This window comes from Brevundimonas aurifodinae, from assembly GCF_040195595.1.
In the GTDB taxonomy this organism is placed as follows: Bacteria; Pseudomonadota; Alphaproteobacteria; order Caulobacterales; family Caulobacteraceae; genus Brevundimonas; species Brevundimonas aurifodinae.
Genome location: NZ_JBEGDD010000001.1, coordinates 18675 through 35992, shown reverse-complemented (window position 1 = coordinate 35992; position 17318 = coordinate 18675). Strand labels below are relative to the sequence as shown.

18 protein-coding genes are annotated in these 17318 nt (G+C 67.8%); 5 read left to right on the top strand and 13 right to left on the bottom strand.

Annotation, left to right across the window (positions count from 1 at the left end):
* Nucleotides 1-240: 240 nt before the first annotated feature.
* The 4 genes from hemE to rho all read left to right on the top strand — a co-directional run bounded on the left by hemE (nucleotide 241) and on the right by rho (nucleotide 4478).
* A complete protein-coding gene (gene hemE / locus ABN401_RS00180) occupies nucleotides 241-1278 on the top strand; it encodes a uroporphyrinogen decarboxylase (RefSeq protein WP_349682797.1) in 1038 nt (345 codons plus the stop codon).
* On the top strand, nucleotides 1275-2366 hold the full coding sequence (gene hemH, locus ABN401_RS00175) for a ferrochelatase (RefSeq protein WP_349682796.1): 1092 nt from the start codon (nucleotides 1275-1277) through the stop codon (nucleotides 2364-2366). The genes hemE and hemH overlap by 4 nt, the downstream gene beginning before the upstream one ends.
* The gene (locus ABN401_RS00170; RefSeq protein ID WP_349682795.1) at nucleotides 2363-2815 is read left to right on the top strand and encodes a HemJ family protein; all 453 of its coding nucleotides are present in this window, start codon (nucleotides 2363-2365) and stop codon (nucleotides 2813-2815) included. Before hemH ends, ABN401_RS00170 begins: the two co-directional genes overlap by 4 nt.
* A 229-nt stretch (nucleotides 2816-3044) precedes the next feature.
* A complete protein-coding gene (gene rho, locus ABN401_RS00165; RefSeq protein WP_349682794.1) occupies nucleotides 3045-4478 on the top strand; it encodes a transcription termination factor Rho in 1434 nt (477 codons plus the stop codon).
* Between the two features lie 237 nt (nucleotides 4479-4715).
* Here rho and ABN401_RS00160 read toward each other — a convergent pair whose 3' ends face one another.
* The 7 genes from ABN401_RS00160 to ABN401_RS00130 all read right to left on the bottom strand — a co-directional run bounded on the left by ABN401_RS00160 (nucleotide 4716) and on the right by ABN401_RS00130 (nucleotide 10761).
* Nucleotides 4716-4895 (bottom strand): hypothetical protein, encoded by a 180-nt coding sequence (locus tag ABN401_RS00160; protein ID WP_349682793.1) that lies wholly within the window; start codon nucleotides 4893-4895, stop codon nucleotides 4716-4718.
* Between the two features lie 26 nt (nucleotides 4896-4921).
* On the bottom strand, nucleotides 4922-5809 hold the full coding sequence (locus ABN401_RS00155) for a ParB/RepB/Spo0J family partition protein (protein WP_349682792.1): 888 nt from the start codon (nucleotides 5807-5809) through the stop codon (nucleotides 4922-4924).
* Nucleotides 5810-5830: 21 nt separating this feature from the next.
* Nucleotides 5831-6661 (bottom strand): ParA family protein, encoded by an 831-nt coding sequence (locus ABN401_RS00150; protein ID WP_349682791.1) that lies wholly within the window; start codon nucleotides 6659-6661, stop codon nucleotides 5831-5833.
* A 4-nt stretch (nucleotides 6662-6665) separates the two neighbouring features.
* On the bottom strand, nucleotides 6666-7280 hold the full coding sequence (gene rsmG / locus ABN401_RS00145) for a 16S rRNA (guanine(527)-N(7))-methyltransferase RsmG (protein WP_349682790.1): 615 nt from the start codon (nucleotides 7278-7280) through the stop codon (nucleotides 6666-6668).
* Nucleotides 7280-9145 carry a tRNA uridine-5-carboxymethylaminomethyl(34) synthesis enzyme MnmG gene (gene mnmG, locus ABN401_RS00140; RefSeq protein WP_349683235.1) on the bottom strand — a complete coding sequence of 622 codons (1866 nt, stop codon included), beginning with the start codon at nucleotides 9143-9145 and terminating at the stop codon, nucleotides 7280-7282. Before mnmG ends, rsmG begins: the two co-directional genes overlap by 1 nt.
* A gap of 70 nt (nucleotides 9146-9215) precedes the next feature.
* Nucleotides 9216-10514 (bottom strand): tRNA uridine-5-carboxymethylaminomethyl(34) synthesis GTPase MnmE, encoded by a 1299-nt coding sequence (mnmE, locus tag ABN401_RS00135; RefSeq protein WP_349682789.1) that lies wholly within the window; start codon nucleotides 10512-10514, stop codon nucleotides 9216-9218.
* A 19-nt stretch (nucleotides 10515-10533) separates the two neighbouring features.
* The gene (locus tag ABN401_RS00130) at nucleotides 10534-10761 is read right to left on the bottom strand and encodes a DUF6489 family protein (protein ID WP_349682788.1); all 228 of its coding nucleotides are present in this window, start codon (nucleotides 10759-10761) and stop codon (nucleotides 10534-10536) included.
* Between the two features lie 71 nt (nucleotides 10762-10832).
* On the opposite strand from ABN401_RS00130, the gene ABN401_RS00125 reads away from it, so the two are divergent.
* Complete coding sequence (locus tag ABN401_RS00125) at nucleotides 10833-11804, top strand: quinone oxidoreductase family protein (RefSeq protein WP_349683234.1); 972 nt, start codon at nucleotides 10833-10835, stop codon at nucleotides 11802-11804.
* Between the two features lie 26 nt (nucleotides 11805-11830).
* Here the strand turns inward: ABN401_RS00125 and ABN401_RS00120 are convergent, their stop codons facing one another.
* The 6 genes from ABN401_RS00120 to miaB form a co-directional block, all read right to left on the bottom strand.
* Complete coding sequence (locus ABN401_RS00120; protein ID WP_349682787.1) at nucleotides 11831-12241, bottom strand: helix-turn-helix domain-containing protein; 411 nt, start codon at nucleotides 12239-12241, stop codon at nucleotides 11831-11833.
* 210 nt (nucleotides 12242-12451) lie between these two features.
* Nucleotides 12452-12898, bottom strand: coding sequence for a helix-turn-helix domain-containing protein (locus ABN401_RS00115; RefSeq protein ID WP_349682786.1), 447 nt, complete (start codon nucleotides 12896-12898; stop codon nucleotides 12452-12454).
* Nucleotides 12895-14478 carry an apolipoprotein N-acyltransferase gene (lnt, locus tag ABN401_RS00110; protein WP_349682785.1) on the bottom strand — a complete coding sequence of 528 codons (1584 nt, stop codon included), beginning with the start codon at nucleotides 14476-14478 and terminating at the stop codon, nucleotides 12895-12897. Before lnt ends, ABN401_RS00115 begins: the two co-directional genes overlap by 4 nt.
* Nucleotides 14475-14924, bottom strand: a complete 450-nt coding sequence (ybeY, locus tag ABN401_RS00105) for an rRNA maturation RNase YbeY (RefSeq protein ID WP_349682784.1) — start codon at nucleotides 14922-14924, stop codon at nucleotides 14475-14477. Before ybeY ends, lnt begins: the two co-directional genes overlap by 4 nt.
* A complete protein-coding gene (locus ABN401_RS00100) occupies nucleotides 14921-15910 on the bottom strand; it encodes a PhoH family protein (protein WP_349682783.1) in 990 nt (329 codons plus the stop codon). The genes ybeY and ABN401_RS00100 overlap by 4 nt, the downstream gene beginning before the upstream one ends.
* Nucleotides 15900-17240, bottom strand: a complete 1341-nt coding sequence (miaB, locus tag ABN401_RS00095) for a tRNA (N6-isopentenyl adenosine(37)-C2)-methylthiotransferase MiaB (protein ID WP_349683233.1) — start codon at nucleotides 17238-17240, stop codon at nucleotides 15900-15902. The genes ABN401_RS00100 and miaB overlap by 11 nt, the downstream gene beginning before the upstream one ends.
* Nucleotides 17241-17318 lie beyond the last annotated feature (78 nt).

Below are 17318 nucleotides of genomic sequence, written 5' to 3'. Positions count from 1 at the left end.
CCAAGGTCCCCCTGTTAAGGATTCGTTAGGATCTGTCCCCGCTTTCGACAGGCTGTCACACGGGCGTCGTGAGGCCTCCTGCTCGATCTGGAAAAGCCGCCTTTCGAGGCGGATGAGCGACGATCCATCCCCTCCGTCCCGGCCCCTGCCTTCTTCCTCCATTCTTTTCTCGAATCCTGATCAGGATAAGAGGAAGACCCTGGGCTTGAGGGGATCGCCGTGGCCCCGTAAAGCCAAGTCATGAGCACCACGCCTTCGTTGATCCGTGTCCTTCGGGGCGAGACTCTCGACCGTCCTCCGGTCTGGTTCATGCGCCAGGCGGGCCGGTATCTGCCGGAGTATCGCAAACTGCGGTCCGAAGCGCCGGACTTCATCGCCTTCTGCCTGAACCCGGAGATGGCCGCCGAGGCGACGATGCAGCCGATGCGGCGTTTCGGCTTCGACGCGGCGATCGTCTTCGCCGACATCCTCCTGATCCCGCAGGCGCTGGGCCAGAAGGTCTGGTTCGAGACGGGCGAAGGCCCGCGTCTGGGCGAACTCCCGTCCGTCGAGCGGATGCGCGAGCTGACGGCCGGCGCCGGTCAGGCCCTGTCGCAGGTCGGAGAGAGCCTCAGCCGCGTCCGCGCCGAACTGGAGCCGCACCGGGCCCTGATCGGTTTCGCCGGAGCGCCGTGGACCGTCGCCACCTATATGCTGGACGGCGGCCGCGACACGATCGGCAAGGGCGAGCGCGCCACCGCCCGGTCCTATGCCTATGCCGAGCCGGAAAAGGTCGATGAGGTTCTGGCCATCCTGGTCGAGGCGACCGCCCATTATCTGAAGATGCAGGCCGATGCCGGAGCCGACGCGCTGAAGATCTTCGAGAGCTGGGCGGAAGGGTTGCCCGACGATCTGTTCGAACGCCTGGTGCTGAAGCCGCATCAGGCCCTGATCGCCCGGGTCCGTGAGCTCGGCGTTACCGTGCCCCTGATCGGCTTTCCGAGGGGTTCGGCCCTGCACGCCGACCGCTATGCCCGCGACGTCGATGTTCAGGGCGTGGCGCTGGACACCGCCTGCTCGCTGGAGCGCGGCCGCGAGGTCCAGAAGATCAAGCCGATCCAGGGCGCGCTGGATCCCCTGCTGCTTCGCGTGGGCGGTGCGGCGCTGGACCGCAGGGTGGATCAGCTTGTGGAAGCCTGGGGCTCCGGGCCATGGATCTTCAACCTGGGCCACGGCATCCTGCCGGACGTGCCGATCGCTCATGTCGAGCAGGTGTTGAAGCGGATCGGGGCGCAGTGACGCTAGCCAGGGGGGCGAGCTCACCCAATCGGGCCAACGGTCGCCGGATCGCGGTCGTCCTGTTCAACCTGGGCGGGCCCGACGACGCGGCGACGGTCAAGCCGTTTCTGTTCAACCTGTTCAACGACCCCGCGATCATCGGATTGCCGGGGTTCGCGCGCACACCGCTCGCCCGGTTGATCGCGTCGCGTCGCGAAGCCAGCGCCCAGGCCAACTACGCCCAGATGGACGCCGGCGGCGGATCGCCGCTGAAGGCCGAGACCACCAAGCAGATGGACGCGCTCGACGCCGCCCTCAACGCCTTGCTTCCGGGCGATGATGTCAAGAGCTTCATGGCCATGCGCTACTGGCACCCCCTGACCGATGAGGCGGCGATCGATGTCGCCGCCTGGGGTCCGGACGAGGTGGTGCTATTGCCGCTCTATCCGCAGTTCTCGACCACCACGACGGAGTCCTCGCTCAAGGCGTGGAACGCCGCCTATGCCGGGTCGGGCCGGACGCGCACCATCTGCTGCTATCCCGGTCTCGACGGCTGGGTCCGGGCCCAGGCCGAGGGCGTGCGGCTGAAGCTGGACGAGGCCGTCCGCGAGCATCCCGGCAAGCCCATCCGCGTCCTGTTTTCGGCCCACGGCATTCCCGAGAAGCTGGTGACCGGCAAAGGCGACCCCTATCAGGAGCAGGTGGAAGCCACCGTCGCCCGCGTCGCCGAGGCGGCGGGACTGTCCGACTGGCTGCTGTGCTATCAAAGCCGCGTTGGACCCCTGAAATGGCTGGGGCCGTCGACGCCCGACGCCATCGTCGAGGCCGGCAAGGCGGGGCTGGGCGTGGTCATCACCCCGATCGCCTTCGTCTCCGAACATATCGAGACCCTGGTCGAGCTCGACATCGAATACGGCGAACTGGCTCATGAGGCCGGCGTCCACCCCTATCTGCGTGTGCCCGCGGTCGGCACCGCGCCCCTGTTCATCGACGGTTTGGCGGGGGCGGTGGCCGAGAGCCTGGGCCGGATCGGGACCGCGCCGGCGGGCCCCGGCTGCCAGGGTCGGTGGAAGGCCTGTCCGTGCCAGCGCGAGAGGCTCGCCGCATGAACCTCTACGATCTTGCCCGGGGCCTGCACATCCTGGCGGTGATCGCCTGGATGGCCGGTTTGCTGTTCCTGCCGCGCCTCTACGCCTATGACGCCGAACAGGCCGACAAGCCTGAGCCTCTGCGGGGCGAGATGCGCGCGCTGCTGCGGCTGTGGCAGACGCGGATGCTCAAGATCATCCTCAACCCCGCGATGGTCCTCGCCCTTGTGCTGGGTCTGTGGCTGATCCACCTGGGGGGCGCGGTGATCCTGACCCAGCCGTGGATCTGGGCCAAGCTGGTCGGGGTCTTCCTGCTCCTGGGCTGGCACGGCTTTCTGGTCGCGGAGCGTAAGCGCATCTCCGCCGGGATCTCGACCCGGACCTCGAAATTCTGGCGGATGACCAACGAAGTCCCCTTCGTGCTGGCCGTCCTGATGGTCCTGTCCGTTACCCTGGAATGGACGTTCTGAGCCGCGACGCTTGACCCGAACCCTCGGTTCGTGGTTCCGCTGATGCCGAGGCGTCCGTTCGGGCGCTGCCCTTCTCTCCGCATCGACCGATCGCTGGCCCCCCTTCGCGGGACACCGGCCGCCTTTGGACCCGATGCCCTCCCATCCGGCCGAAAGGCCAATACTTTCAGCCCTGCCCGTTCCGTCGCCCTGCGTCGGTCCGTTCGGCGGCGCGCATCCGAGCCTTTCCATGTCCGATACCCACGATACCGACGCCCCGATCGCAGAGACCGAAGAGGTGCTGAGCTCCGGCACCAGCCCGGAAACGGGCGAGGCCGATGGCGTCAATGACGCGGACGCCGCCGCCGACCTGGGCGATGACGCCGAAGCCGAGGACGACGGCGAGCCCGTCGTCCCGTCCGGCCGCATCACGCTCGAGGAGCTGAACGAGAAGACCCCGGCCGACCTGGTCGCCTTCGCCGAACAGCTGGAGGTCGAGAACGCCTCGAACCTGCGTAAACAGGACCTGCTGTTCGCCATCCTCAAGGCGCTCGCCGAGGAAGAGGTCGAGATCATCGCCGACGGCGTGCTGGAGATCCTGCCCGACGGCTTCGGCTTCCTGCGCAGCTCGGACGCCAACTATCTGCCCGGTCCGGACGACGTCTATGTCTCGCCGTCCCAGATCCGCCGCTTCGGCCTGCGTTCGGGCGACACCATCCACGGGGCCGTCCGCGCGCCGCGCGAGGGCGAGCGCTATTTCGCGCTGCTGAAGGTCGACACGATCAATCTGGAAGACCCCGAAGCGGTCAAGACCAAGGTCCTGTTCGACAACCTGACCCCGCTCTATCCCGAAGAGCGGCTGCACATGGAAATCCAGGATCCGACGCTGAAGGATCGTTCCGGCCGGGTCATCGACATCGTCGCGCCGCTGGGCAAGGGCCAGCGTTGCCTGATCGTGGCCCCGCCGCGTGTCGGCAAGACGGTGATGCTGCAGAACATCGCCAAGTCGATCGAGGCCAATCACCCCGAGGTCTTCCTGATCGTCCTGCTGATCGACGAACGCCCGGAAGAAGTCACCGACATGCAGCGCACGGTGAAGGGCGAGGTCGTGGCCTCGACCTTCGACGAGCCGGCCACGCGCCACGTCGCTGTTGCCGAGATGGTGATCGAGAAGGCCAAGCGCCTGGTCGAGCACAAGAAGGACGTGGTGATCCTGCTGGACTCCATCACCCGTCTGGGCCGCGCCTACAACGCGACTGTGCCGTCGTCGGGCAAGGTCCTGACCGGCGGTGTCGACGCCAATGCCCTTCAGCGGCCCAAGCGGTTCTTCGGCGCGGCCCGCAACGTCGAGCAAGGCGGATCGCTGACCATCATCGCCACGGCCCTGATCGACACCGGCAGCCGCATGGACGAGGTGATCTTCGAGGAGTTCAAGGGCACCGGCAACTCCGAGATCGTGCTGGACCGCAAGGTCGCCGACAAGCGCATCTTCCCCGCCATCGACGTGCTCAAGTCCGGCACCCGCAAGGAAGACCTGATCACGCCCAAGGATCAGCTGACCAAGACCTATGTCCTGCGCCGCATCCTGAACCCCATGGGCCCGCAGGACGCGATCGAGTTCCTGCTCGACAAGCTGCGCCAGTCCAAGAACAACTCGGACTTCTTCCAGTCGATGAACACCTGACGACGAGGCGAGCACTCCGCTTCGTGAGAGCCTGACGGGTTGGGTAGACCCAAACTCGTCATCCTCGGACTTGATCCGAGGATCGGATTATCCGCACCTCGGGCCAAGGAGTGATCGCTCGACCTCGCCTCCCGCCTGCGCGTGATTTCGTCCCGCATCCGATCCTCGGATCAAGTCCGAGGATGACGGCGTGGAATGAGCGAGCCGGGGTCGATTTCAGGATGGACCAAGACGGCTCTAGCCGCGCTTGGAGGCCTTGCGGAAAGCCGGCTTGGCCAGGGCTGTATTCTTCGCGCTGACGGATTTCTCCGGATGCTGGCCGGACCTGAAGGCCGGGCCGCCCGGGTGGCTGCCGGCCTTCTTGGCGGCGAGCACCCGTTTCAGGGCCTGGGCGGGGGTTTCGGTCTCGTCGGTCATACGCTCAGCCTAGCACGGCCCGGCCGTCAGCCCCGCATCAATCGGCGACACAGATCGTCCAGCTGTTCCAGCGAGGCCCAGGTCAGGGTCAGCTCGCCCTTTCCGCCGCGATCCGCCAGCGAGACCTTCAAGCCCAGGGCGTCCGCCAGATCCTGTTCCAGCGCCGCCGTGTCCGGGGACGCCGTGACCGCCGCCTTGCCCGGCTTGGGCCTGGCGTCCCCGCCGCCCTGGGACTTGCGGGCCAGGGCCTCGGCCTGACGGACGTTAAGCCCCTCCAGCAGGATCTTCTCCGCCAGACCGTCGGGATCGCGCGCGGTCAGCAGGGCCCGGGCGTGACCGGCCGACAGCACGCCCTCCCCCACCAGTTCCTTCACCCTCGGCGTCAGATGCGTCAGGCGCAGGGTGTTGGCGACGTGGCTGCGCGACTTGCCGACGATCCCGGCCACCGCGTCCTGGGTCCGGCCGAACCGCTCCATCAACGACGCATAGGCCTCCGCCTCCTCGAGGGGATTCAGGTCGGCGCGCTGGACGTTCTCGATGATGGCGACCTCCAGCACCTCCAGATCGTCCATGGCCCGGACGATGATCGGCACCTCGGTCAGGCGCGCGGCCTGGGCCGCTCGCCAACGCCGCTCCCCGGCGATGATCTGCCAGACGTCGTCCTGTCCGGGCTGGGGACGCACAAGGATCGGCTGGAGCACGCCCTTGTCACGGATCGACTGGCTGAGTTCGGACAGGTCTTCAGGCCGAAACACCTTGCGCGGCTGATCCGGATTGGGTTTGAGGCTCTCGATCGGGGCCAGCTGGACGCCGACCGGCATCGGCAGGCTCGACGTGACCGGCGCGGCGTCGGCGACGGGCTCTCCCAGCAGGGCCGACAGACCCCGCCCCAGACCTCTTTGACGTTCAGACAAACTCTTGTTTCCGTTCAGTTATCAGGCGGCGAGACGCCGTCTTTCGCGGCCCACGACTTCTTTTGCCAGCCGCAGATAGGCCTGGCTGCCGGTGCATTTCAGGTCATAGATCAGCACCGGCTTGCCGAACGACGGCGCTTCCGACACCCGGACGTTGCGGGGTATCACCGCCTCATAGACCTTCTCGCCGAAATGGGCGCGGACGTCGGCCGCCACCTGTCCCGAGAGGGCGTTTCGACGGTCGTACATGGTCAGGACCAGACCCTGGATCTCAAGACTGGGATTCAATGATTGACGGACCATCTCGATGGTCTTCATCAACTGCGTCAACCCTTCCAGGGCGAAGAACTCGCACTGCAGCGGCACCAGAACGCCGTCCGCCGCTGCCATGGCGTTGAGCGTCAACAGGTTGAGCGACGGCGGGCAGTCGATCAGGACATAGTCGTAGGGATGGGGGTCATACCCGGCGCTACCGTTCTGCCCCTGTCCCGCGAGGGCGTCACGCAGGCGATAGGAGCGCCGATCGGCCTGGCTCAGCTCGATCTCCACACCGGACATGTCGGCGTCGGCCGGGATGATGTCGAGGCCGGGCACGGCCGTCGGCACCGCAGCGTCATGCACGGAGCGCCCGTCGACGATCACGTCGTAGATGGTGATCCGGCGTGTTTCACGTGGAACACCCAGGCCCGTGGACGCATTGCCCTGGGGGTCCATATCGACGATCAGCACCCGCTCGCCGATCGCCGCCAGGGCCGTGCCCAGGTTTATGGCGGTCGTCGTCTTGCCCACCCCGCCCTTCTGGTTGGAGACGGCGAGGACGCGGGCGGGCCCCTTGGGCAGGACTTTGGCCATACTGCTAGCCACGGCGTTTCAGGCTCCGGACGGTAACGATGCGGCCGCGCGGATCGCTGCGCGAGACGGAGAGGTCCGCCTTCACTTGCCAGACCCGGGCTGCCTCCCGCAACTCGACCTCGGCCTTCTCTCCCTTGAGAAACAGACCTTGTGCACCGCGCTCCATATAGGGCTGTGCATAACCCAGCAGCTTGTCCAGAGGCGCCACCGCCCGCGCCGTTACGACGTCGACGCTGATGGCCTGCTCTTCTGCCCGGCCCCAGACGACCGTCGCCGGCAGGGCGAGCTCATCGACGACGGACTGGAGAAAACGGCAGCGTTTCTGCAGGGAATCGATCAGCCAGACCCGGGCGTCCGGCCGGCCCTTCAGCAGGATGGCGAGGATCAACCCCGGAAAGCCCGCGCCAGCCCCCAGATCCGCCCAGCGTCGGGCCTCGGGCGCGAGAGACAGCAGCTGCGCCGAATCCCAGGCATGGCGGTTCCAGAAGTCCGGCAGACTGTCCGGCCCGACCAGATTCATCACCGCATTGGTCTGGGTCAGTCGATCCAGGAACATCTCCAGCTCGGACATGCGCTCGGTCGTGGCTGCAGTCAGGCTCCGGAATTCGTCGGCGGTCATCAGGCCGCGACCGAGGTCCGTCTCACATGGGACAGCAAGGCGGTCAGAGCCCCCGGCGTCACGCCCTCGATCCTCCCGGCCTGTCCCAGGGTGCGCGGACGCACCTGGGCCAGCTTTTCACGGACCTCATGCGAGAGACCGCCAACCGACCCATAGTCGATATCGCCCGGCAGGCTCAGCGCTTCGTCGCGGCGCAAGGCCTCCGCGTCCGCCGCCTGCCGGTCCAGATATCCGGCATAACCGGCCTCGATCTCGACCTGTTCGCGCACGGCGGCGGGCCAGTCGTGGATCACGGGATAGGCCTGTTCGAACGCTGTCAGATCGACGCCGGGATAGGCCAGCAGGTCCCGGATGGAACGACGTTGCCCATCGGCGTTGACCGTCAGACCAAGGGCTCCGGCCTCCTTGGGCGTGAACCGCGTATTGCGGACGAACTCACCGGCCTCCGCCAACAGGTTCGCCTTCTCCCCGAACAGCCTTTGCCGGCGGGATCCGACCACACCCGCCGTGACGCCCAGCGCGGTCAACCGTTGATCGGCGTTGTCCGCCCGGAGCGTCAACCTGTATTCCGCCCGGCTGGTGAACATCCGGTAGGGCTCGGTCACACCGCGTGTGACCAGATCGTCGATCATGACACCGATATAGGCCTGGTCGCGGCCCAGCACGATCTCATCAGATCCGGCCGCCGCGCGTGCGGCGTTGAGGCCCGCGATCAATCCTTGAGCGCCCGCCTCCTCATAGCCGGTCGTCCCGTTGATCTGACCGGCGAGATAGAGACCCGGCCGACGCTTGACCTCCAACGCCGGACTCAGTTCACGCGGGTCGACGTAGTCGTACTCGATGGCATAGCCGAAGCGGAACACCTCGACGGCCTCCAGTCCCGGCATGGTCCGCAGGAACGCCAGTTGGGTCTCGGGTGAGACCGAGGTCGAGATGCCGTTCGGATAGACGGTCGGATCGTCCAGCCCCTCGGGCTCCAGGAAGACCTGGTGCGAAGTCTTGTCGGCGAACCGGACCACCTTGTCCTCGATCGACGGACAGTAGCGCGGGCCGCGTCCGGTCAGGCGACCGCCGTAGACGGCGCTCTCGCCCAGGTTCGCGGCGATGATCCGGTGCGTCTCCTCGGTCGTCGCGGTGATGCCGCAGGCGATCTGCGGCACGGTGATGCGGTCGGTCAGGAAGCTGAAGGGAACCGGCGTGTCGTCGGCCGCCTGCATCTCCAGCTGACCCCAGGCGATGGTCCGGCCGTCCAGACGCGCCGGCGTGCCCGTCTTCAGCCGGCCCATCGACAGGCCCGCGCCATAAAGGTCCTGCGCCAGTCCCGTGGACGGGACTTCGCCATGCCGACCGGCGGGCACGCGCTCATTCCCGCGATGGATGACGCCGTTCAGGAAGGTCCCGGTCGTCAGGACCACGGCCCCGGCGCGCAGCATCACCCCGTCGCCGGTCGTGACGCCGACGATCCGGTCGCCATCGAGGATCAGGCTCTCGGCCGTCCCCGCCATCAGGGTCAGGTTTGGCATCCGGGCCAGTTCGTCCTGCATGGCGTCACGATACAGGCTTCGATCGATCTGGCTGCGCGGACCGCGCACCGCCGCGCCCTTGGACCGGTTCAGCATGCGAAACTGGATGCCGGAGACATCGGCGAGGCGGCCCATCAGCCCGTCCAGCGCATCGATCTCGCGAACCAGGTGCCCCTTGCCCAGGCCCCCGATCGCGGGATTGCAGGACATTTCTCCAATGGTCTCGAGCTTCTGGGTCAGCAGCAGGGTGCGCGCGCCGATACGGGCGGCGGCCGCTGCGGCTTCGCAGCCGGCGTGGCCGCCGCCGATCACGATCACGTCGAAGGCAGAGGGGGAGCTCATGGCAGGCGGGACATAGGCCAGCGCGTCGCCAAACGCCAGCGTCGCCATGTTTCACGTGAAACAGCCGGTCCTACTTCCCGATGCAGAAGGTGGAGAAAACCTCGCCGAGCACGTCCTCGACGCCGATTCCGCCGGTCACGCGGCCCAGGGCCTCGGCGGCGCGCCGCAGGTCCTCCCCCGCCAGCTCGGGCGCATCCATCAGCCGGGCCCGCGCGACCTGAAGCGCCTCGCTCGCCTCGACGAGCCGCCGTCTGTGTCGCTCCCGGGTCACAGCCGGGAAGTCGGCTCCAGCAAGATCGCGCGCCAGACGCCGGGCCAGCGCTTTCTGCAAGTGGTCCAGACCCTCGCCCGTCGTGGCGCTGACCAGAAAGCCTTCGCCTTTGCCCTGCCCGCCGAGATCGGACTTGGTCCAGACGATCAGGTCGTCCGGCTGGACGAAGTCCGACGCGTCGCCCTCCGGGTCGCCCGGTCCGCGCACCCAGAGCCGCAGATCGGCCGCCTCTGCTCTGGCCCTGGCGCGCCTCACGCCTTCGACCTCCACGGGATCGGCGGTCTCCCTCAGACCGGCGGTGTCGGACAGGGTCACGGCATAGCCGCCGATCACCAGGTCGGCATCGAGCACGTCGCGCGTGGTCCCGGCGATCGGGGTGACGATGGCCGCCTCGCGCTGGACCAGGGCGTTGAACAGCGCCGACTTGCCGGCATTGGTCTCGCCGATCAGCACGATTCTATAGCCCTCGCGCACCCGTCGCCCCCGATCCGCATCCGCGAGCGCCGCCGAGATGTCCGTCAGCAGGCGGTCCAGAACGGGCCCCGCCGACCGCGCCAGATGGTCCGGCACGTCCTCGTCCGGAAAGTCGATCTCGGCCTCGACCAGGGCGAGGGCGGTCAGCAGGTCGCGGCGAAACCCGGCATAGGTGGCCGACAGGGCGCCATCCAGCTGGCCCAGGGCCTGAGCGGCCTGGGCGGAGGTCTCGGCGTCCACGAGGTCGGCGACCGCCTCGGCCTGCGCAAGGTCCATCCGGCCGTTCTCGAAGGCACGGCGTGTGAATTCCCCAGGCTCGGCGGGGCGAAGGCCGATGTCCGCCAGCGCCAGCGACACGGCCTCCACGACCGCCCGCCCCCCGTGCAGGTGCAGTTCCGCAGCGGGTTCGCCAGTATAGCTGTGGGGTGCGATGAACCGGATGACCAAGGCTTCGTCGAGCGCGGTGCCTCGATGGCGAAGTGTCCGGACGCTGGCCAGACGCGGCTCCGGAAGGTCGACCGATAGGGCGCTCAGGGCGGAATCCGTCCCGGGACCCGACAGTCTTAGGATCGCTACGGCACCCCGGCCCGGTGGTGTCGCCAGGGCATAGATGGTGTCGCTCATCGGAGGAGGCGGGACCCGCTCACTTGGTGACGACCGCCTGCATCATCTGCCGGAACTGATCCTGGGCCTGAAGACCGAAGGCGGTCCAGGATTTCATCAGTTCCTCGGGCTGCATGGCCGTGATGTTCGATTCCATCCGTGCCTGCATCTCGGCGACCAGTCGTTCGTTCAGCGGCGTGACATCGGGCAGGCCGAGAAAAGCGCGGGCTTCCTCGGGGGTGCATTCGGCTTCGACCTTGAATTTCATCACGGCGCTCCAACCTCTCGAAGGTCCTCTTAGGCCGATCCGGCCACCGAAAGGAACCCGCCATGGCCCATATGCGCGCCGTCCGTCTCGACCGTGCCGGGGGTCCGGAGGTCCTGACCCTACAGGATGTTCCGCTCCCGGTGCCGGGTCGCGGAGAGATCCTGGTCCGTCACCGCGCGATCGGCCTGAACTTCATCGACATCTATCAGCGCGACGGGCTCTATCCGCTCGCCTACCCGACGGGTCTTGGTCTGGAGGCCGCCGGGATCGTCGAGGCCATCGGCGAGGGCGTCAGCCGGTTCCATGTCGGCGACCGCATCGCCTATGCCAGCGGACCCCCGGGCGCCTATGCCGAAGCGCACGTCGTCGCCGAGGATCGCGCGGTTCGACTGCCCGACGACATCGCGTTCGAGACGGCGGCTGCCGCGATGCTCAAGGGGATGACGGCGGAATATCTGGTCCGACGGGTGTTTCACGTGAAACAGGGCCACATTATCCTGGTCCACGCTGCGGCGGGCGGCGTCGGTCTGGTGCTCTGCCAATGGGCAAAGTCGCTCGGCGCGACCGTCATCGGAACCGTCGGGTCGCAGGCCAAGGCGGCTCTCGCCTCGGCCCACGGGTGCGATCACGTCATTCTGTACGAGCAGGAGGACGTCGCCGCGCGCGTGCGACAGATCACCGACGGCCGGGGCGTGGTGGTCGTCTACGACTCCGTCGGCGCCGCGACCCTCGACGCGTCCTTGAACAGCCTCGCACGACGAGGTCTTTTCGTCAGTTTTGGCAATGCCTCGGGGCCTGTGCCGCCTGTCGAGCCTCTGCGCCTGTCGCGCGGCGGCTCGTTGTTCATGACGCGCCCGACCCTGTTCGACTATGTGGCGACGGCCCAGGAACTCGACGCCTCGGCCGAGGCGCTGTTCGGGGTGATTCGCTCAGGCGCTGTCCGGATCGAAATCGGTCAGACGTTCCCACTGGACCGCGTCCAGGACGCCCACCGCGCCCTTGCAGGACGCCGGACAGTCGGCTCGACGCTCCTGATCCCCTGAGAAAGGACAGCGGGAACCGTCAGCGGCTATTCGCTGTCAGGGCGGTCTGCCATCTCGCGGATCAGATCCAGAGTCAGCTTCTGTTGTCTCGCCGAGAGGCGCGGGGCCAGGCGGGCGATCTCGATGGTGTGCCGGGTCGCCGGGAAGTCATGATCGAACGCTGCCGCGCCGTCCTCGGCCATCCCCGGCTGCGCGCCGCCCAGGCCCTGAAAGAAGTAGGCCACGTCCACCTTGAAGAAGCGCGCGATGTCCCAGAGCTTGGACGCCGAGATCCGGTTGGTGCCCTTCTCGTATTTCTGGACCTGCTGAAAGGTCAGCCCCAGCGCCCGGCCCAGATCGCTCTGGTTATAGCCCAGGCTGATCCGTTTCTCGCAAACCCGCCGCCCGACATGCCGGTCCACCGGGTGGGGACCGTCTTCTCCCTTGCCTCTAGCCATAGTTCGTCCGTTGTCATTCAAATCTTGACCGTCGGGACGGGATGCGCCCCTGGTTCGCGACTGTCATCCAAATTCTGGGAAATGGCGATTCCGTGACCTTAGAGCCTGATCGGTTAGGGTGGACGCACCGCGTGGGTCCACCTCAAACGATCAAGCTCAAGGGGCGAACAGCGTCGACGGCGATCACGAGTGGGCGGCAGGTTCGGCCTGTCAGCCCCGCAGGCCGCGCGCAGCCGCGATCAGCAGGCCGATCTGCTCGCTGGACAGTCTCCGCGCGGCCTTGGCCAGCTTCAGAACGTCGCGGGCGGTCGGAGCCGGTTCAAAGGCCGCGGCCTCCTCCCGAACACCGGCGGGGATTGGCGGATCGGCGAACGCCTCGAACTCCGCGCGGTCTCGCCAGATGCGGTTGGGTAGCGCCTCGAACACCACATTGGCCTCGATCCCGAGGACGCCGCATATCTGCCAGAGTTGAGCCGCGCTGACGCGATTGTCTCCCTCTTCGATATGCTGGATCGAGGGCTGGGAGACCCTGAGGGCCCGGGCCAGGTCCGCGCGGGACAGGCCGCGTTCGGACCTCAACTGTTGCAGTCGGCGACCCAGGGGCAGATCGATGTGACGCGTCCGCCAGTTCGTCGCGCGTGGTCGAGCGCCGCTCATCCCGCCGTCCACCGCCCGCGAAACGACCGAACCAGAGGCGCGAGGCCGGCCAGGACCATCAGCCAGAACGAAAGATGGCCGATACGTCCAAACAGGGTCACCTCGGCGGGCGCGGGCAGACGCGCATCGATGACGCCGCTCTCGCCGCTGTCGAGCCGCTGCCCCTCGATGACCCGGCCCCAGGGATCGATCACCGCCGAGACCCCCGTTGGCGTCGCGCGCACCACCGGCAGACCGGTCTCGATCGCACGATAACTGGCGAGATTGAGATGCTGGATCGGACCCGAGGTCGCGCCGAACCAGGCGTCGTTGGAAACATTGACGATCCACTCCGGCCGTCCACGTCCCGCCGGGGTAAAGCCGGGATAGAGGCTTTCGTAGCAGATCAGCGGCTGGACCCGGGATCCGTCGGGCAGATCGATGGGCGCGGGCGTCGGTCCGGCGCTGAAATCGGCCGGCATATGGACCAGGCTGCGGATGCCGAGCGCGCCCATCAGCCCGCCCAGCGGCAGGAACTCGCCGAACGGCACCAGCCGGTGCTTGTCATAGATGGCCGCGATGCGAAGCCCGCTACCGCCCTCGTCCTCGAGCGCGATCAGGCTGTTATAGTAGCGTGCCCCGCCCCCGGCATCGCCTTCTCCCCGCGCGAACCCCGCCAGCAAGGTCTGGCCCGGCAAAAGCGCGTTCGCGATCGCCGCGCCGTCCGGCGAGCCGGGCGCGAACACCGTGTCGAAGCTGGCCGGCAGGGCTCCCTCGGGCCAGATGATCAGGTCGGGCACGGTCGCGCCCGCCTGGCCCGTCAGATTGACGTAGCGATCCACGATCGAGCGATAGGCCTCTGGCGTCCACTTCGACTGTTGATCGACATTGGCCTGGACGATCCGCACGACAGTCGGCGTCTCGCGAACCTGCGCCCCTGCCAGACGCACCGTCCCCCCGACGATGAGCAGGGCGAAGACGGCCGCACCGGCCAGCGCGACGCCGACGCGGCCCTTGCGCGGGCCGGTCGAGACCATGGGCCCGAAGGCGCAGGCGGCCGCCACCGTGACCAGGCCGAGCCCATAGACGCCCGCGACCGAGGCGAACTGCGACGCTGCCGATCCGGCGGCCCACCCCGCCCCCGCCGGGTTCCATGGGAAGCCTGTCAGCACATGACCGCGAAGCCATTCCAGCAGGGCGAACAGGGCCGCGAACACCATGACACGGGACAGGCCCTGCGGCCCGAACCGTCGATAAAGCGCCGCCGCTGCGCCCCAGAACAGGCCGATCCCGGCGGGCAGCAGGCTGGCGGCGAACGGGGCCATCCAGGCCTGGGCCGGGTTGACGAGGAAGGCCTCGGCCACCCACCAGCAGCTGACGAGAAAGTATCCGAACCCCGCCAGCCAGCCGATCCAGAAGGCGCCCCGCACCGAGTCTGAGCGTTCCGCGAGCAGCATCAGCAGGGGATAGGCGACCAGACCCGGCAGGAAACCGAACGGGGGATGCACCAGGGCCGCTAGCACTCCGGCGACGAGCGCCAGGACGACGCGGGCCCAGCGGCCTGCCGTCAGAGCGGAAATCCGTTCCTGAAACGCGGTCATGCGATCGCCCGATAGGGGTCGGCGATGCCGAGGCCGGACAGTATCTGGCGTTCCTCGGCCTCCATCTCGTCGGCGTCGGTGTCCGTCTCATGGTCGCGACCCAGCAGATGGAGCACGCCGTGGACCACCAGATGGCTGAGATGATCGGACAGGGTCTTGCCCTGCGCCTGCGCCTCCGCTCCGCAGGTCTCCAGCGCCAGGACGATGTCGCCCAACGGCGCAGGGTCGATCCCCGGAATCGGCGCGGCCGGAAAGGACAGCACGTTCGTCGGACGATCCCTGTCGCGGAACCGGGCGTTCAAATCGCGGACCGTCTCGTCGTCGGTCAGCAGGACGGTGATCGTGCCGGATACTTCGCCGAGCGCGGCCCCTGCCGCCCGCCGCGTGACGGTCTCGACGTCAGCGACCGCCGCCCAGCCCTCGACCTCGACCTCGACCTCGATCATCGCTCGGACGGGTCCTCGAGGTCGGGGGTCGGACGACTGCGGGTGGCGTCGGCGTCATAGGCCCGCACGATCCGCTCGACCATGGCGTGGCGCACCACGTCCTCGGCCTCGAAGGCCAGGACCCCGACGCCCTTGACGTCCTTGAGGATGCGCAGGGCGTGCGCCAGGCCGGAGTCCCGGGGGTTCAACAGGTCGATCTGGGACGGGTCGCCCGTCACCACCATGCGCGCGCCCTCGCCCAGCCGGGTCAGGACCATCTTCATCTGCAGCCGGCTGGTGTTCTGGGCCTCGTCGACGATGATGAAGGCGTGGCTGAGCGTCCGCCCGCGCATGAAGGCGATGGGCGCGGCCTCGATCTCGCCCTTGTCGCGGCGGCGCTGGACATCCTCGGCCCCCAGGATGTCGTTCAGCGCCTCCCAGATCGGGGCCAGGTAGGGATCGACCTTTTCGTTCAGGTCACCGGGCAGGAAGCCCAGCTTCTCGCCCGCCTCCACCGCCGGGCGGGTGATGACCAGCCGGTCCACCTGCCCCCGCCGCAGCAGGGACGCCCCATAGGCCGCCGCCAGAAAGGTCTTGCCCGTGCCCGCCGGCCCGACGCCGAAAGTCAGTTCGCAGCTGGCCAGGGTCTCAAGGTATCGCGCCTGGGCATTGGTCTTGGGCACGATGGCCCCGCGCTTGCCGATCGGCAGGGCCATCGGATCTGTGCTGTGGGCTCCCTTGCCACCGCCGCGCGCCGCCCCGATGCCCGCGCGGACGTCGGCCTCGTTGACCTCGGCCCCTTTTTCAGCGCGCTGGATCAGGCCGGCGATGACCGCCTTGGCGTTGGCGCGGTCGCGCGCGCCGCCATTGATCGAGACACCGCCGCCGGGGGCCTCGATCAACACCTTGAAGGCGTCCTCGATCAGGGCGACGTGACGGCTGTTGGGACCGATGACGGCGCGCAGGGCGTGATCGTCCAACGCCAGGAACTCGGACTCACGCGCCAAGAAGCTCTCCCGTCAGACTGTTCTGTTGTCCGCTGAGGATACGCACCGGAACGATCCGGCCGATCAGATGGTCCGCGTCCTCGGCATGGACGGATTGCAGATAGGGAGACCGACCGATCGCCTGGCGGCCGTGCCGCCCCTTCTTCTCGAACAGCACGTCCAGCGTCTTGCCGGCCTGGGCGGCGTTGAAGGCCGACTGCTGCTGCAACAGCAGGGCCTGAAGCGCGTGGAGCCTCGAAAGCGCCACCTCGGCGGGGACCTGCGTCCCCATCGTCGCGGCCGGCGTTCCGGGGCGCGGCGAATACATGAAGCTGAAGGCCGAGGCGTAGTTCACCCGCCTCACCAGATCCATCGTGTCCTCGAAATCCCGATCGGTCTCGCCCGGAAAGCCGACGATGAAGTCGCCGGAGATGGCGATGTCCGGCCGCGCCTGCCGGATGCGGCCGATCAGGTCGATGTAGGCCTGACGCCCGTGCTTCCTGTTCATAAGCCGCAGGATCCGGTCCGAACCCGACTGAACCGGCAGGTGCAGATAGGGCATCAGCTGCGGCAGCTCGGCGTGGGCCGCGATCAGGTCGTCGGCCATGTCGTTGGGATGGCTGGTCGTGTAGCGGATACGGTCGATGCCGGGCGTCTCGGCGAGCGCCCGCGCCAGCTGTGCCAGGGTCCAGACCGCGCCGTTCGGTCCAGTCCCGTCATAGGCGTTGACGTTCTGGCCCAGCAGGGTCAGCTCGCGCACCCCCTGATCGGCCAGGCCCCGCGCCTCGGCCAGCACCGCTTCGCCCGGACGCGACCATTCGGCCCCGCGCGTATAGGGCACGACGCAGAAGCTGCAGAACTTGTCGCAGCCCTCCTGCACCGTCAGGAAGGCGGTCGGCCCGGTGACGCCGCGCGTCTGGGGCAGGCTGTCGAACTTCTCGTCGGCGGCGAAATCGGCCCCGATACGCTCGCCCCGCGCCCGCGCCGTGCGGGTCAGAAGCTCGGGCAGCTGATGATAGGCCTGGGGCCCCACGACCAGATCGACCGCCGGCTGTCGCCGCATGATTTCCTCGCCCTCTGCCTGGGCGACACAGCCCGCCACGGCGATGGTCAGGGCGCCGGATCGGGCCTCTTTCATCTCGCGCAGCTTGCCGAGCTCGGAATAGACCTTCTCGGCCGCCTTCTCGCGGATGTGACAGGTGTTCAGGATGACGAAGTCCGCGCCCTCGGCCGTGTCGGTCGGGGCATAGCCGAGCGGGCGCAGCACATCGGCCATGCGCTCCGAGTCATAGACGTTCATCTGGCAGCCGTAGGTCTTGATGAACAGCCGCTTGGTCACGCCGGCGGCCATTCCCGGGTCAGACCGGGCCTCGCTCAGGGTCTGGGTGTCGGACATGGGCGGCTTATGGTCGCCGATCCGGGCGTCCGC

Excerpts from the sequence above, each read along its gene's own strand:
- hemE (WP_349682797.1), top strand. The coding sequence starts at position 241 with ATGAGCACCACGCCTTCGTTGATCCGTGTCCTTCGGGGCGAGACTCTC.
- ABN401_RS00170 (WP_349682795.1), top strand. The coding sequence starts at position 2,363 with ATGAACCTCTACGATCTTGCCCGGGGCCTGCACATCCTGGCGGTGATC.
- rho (WP_349682794.1), top strand. The coding sequence starts at position 3,045 with ATGTCCGATACCCACGATACCGACGCCCCGATCGCAGAGACCGAAGAG.
- ABN401_RS00160 (WP_349682793.1), bottom strand. The coding sequence starts at position 4,895 with ATGACCGACGAGACCGAAACCCCCGCCCAGGCCCTGAAACGGGTGCTC.
- ABN401_RS00150 (WP_349682791.1), bottom strand. The coding sequence starts at position 6,661 with ATGGCCAAAGTCCTGCCCAAGGGGCCCGCCCGCGTCCTCGCCGTCTCC.
- rsmG (WP_349682790.1), bottom strand. The coding sequence starts at position 7,280 with ATGACCGCCGACGAATTCCGGAGCCTGACTGCAGCCACGACCGAGCGC.
- mnmG (WP_349683235.1), bottom strand. The coding sequence starts at position 9,145 with ATGAGCTCCCCCTCTGCCTTCGACGTGATCGTGATCGGCGGCGGCCAC.
- mnmE (WP_349682789.1), bottom strand. The coding sequence starts at position 10,514 with ATGAGCGACACCATCTATGCCCTGGCGACACCACCGGGCCGGGGTGCC.
- ABN401_RS00130 (WP_349682788.1), bottom strand. The coding sequence starts at position 10,761 with ATGAAATTCAAGGTCGAAGCCGAATGCACCCCCGAGGAAGCCCGCGCT.
- ABN401_RS00125 (WP_349683234.1), top strand. The coding sequence starts at position 10,833 with ATGCGCGCCGTCCGTCTCGACCGTGCCGGGGGTCCGGAGGTCCTGACC.
- ABN401_RS00120 (WP_349682787.1), bottom strand. The coding sequence starts at position 12,241 with ATGGCTAGAGGCAAGGGAGAAGACGGTCCCCACCCGGTGGACCGGCAT.
- ABN401_RS00115 (WP_349682786.1), bottom strand. The coding sequence starts at position 12,898 with ATGAGCGGCGCTCGACCACGCGCGACGAACTGGCGGACGCGTCACATC.
- lnt (WP_349682785.1), bottom strand. The coding sequence starts at position 14,478 with ATGACCGCGTTTCAGGAACGGATTTCCGCTCTGACGGCAGGCCGCTGG.
- ybeY (WP_349682784.1), bottom strand. The coding sequence starts at position 14,924 with ATGATCGAGGTCGAGGTCGAGGTCGAGGGCTGGGCGGCGGTCGCTGAC.
- miaB (WP_349683233.1), bottom strand. The coding sequence starts at position 17,240 with ATGGCCGCCGGCGTGACCAAGCGGCTGTTCATCAAGACCTACGGCTGC.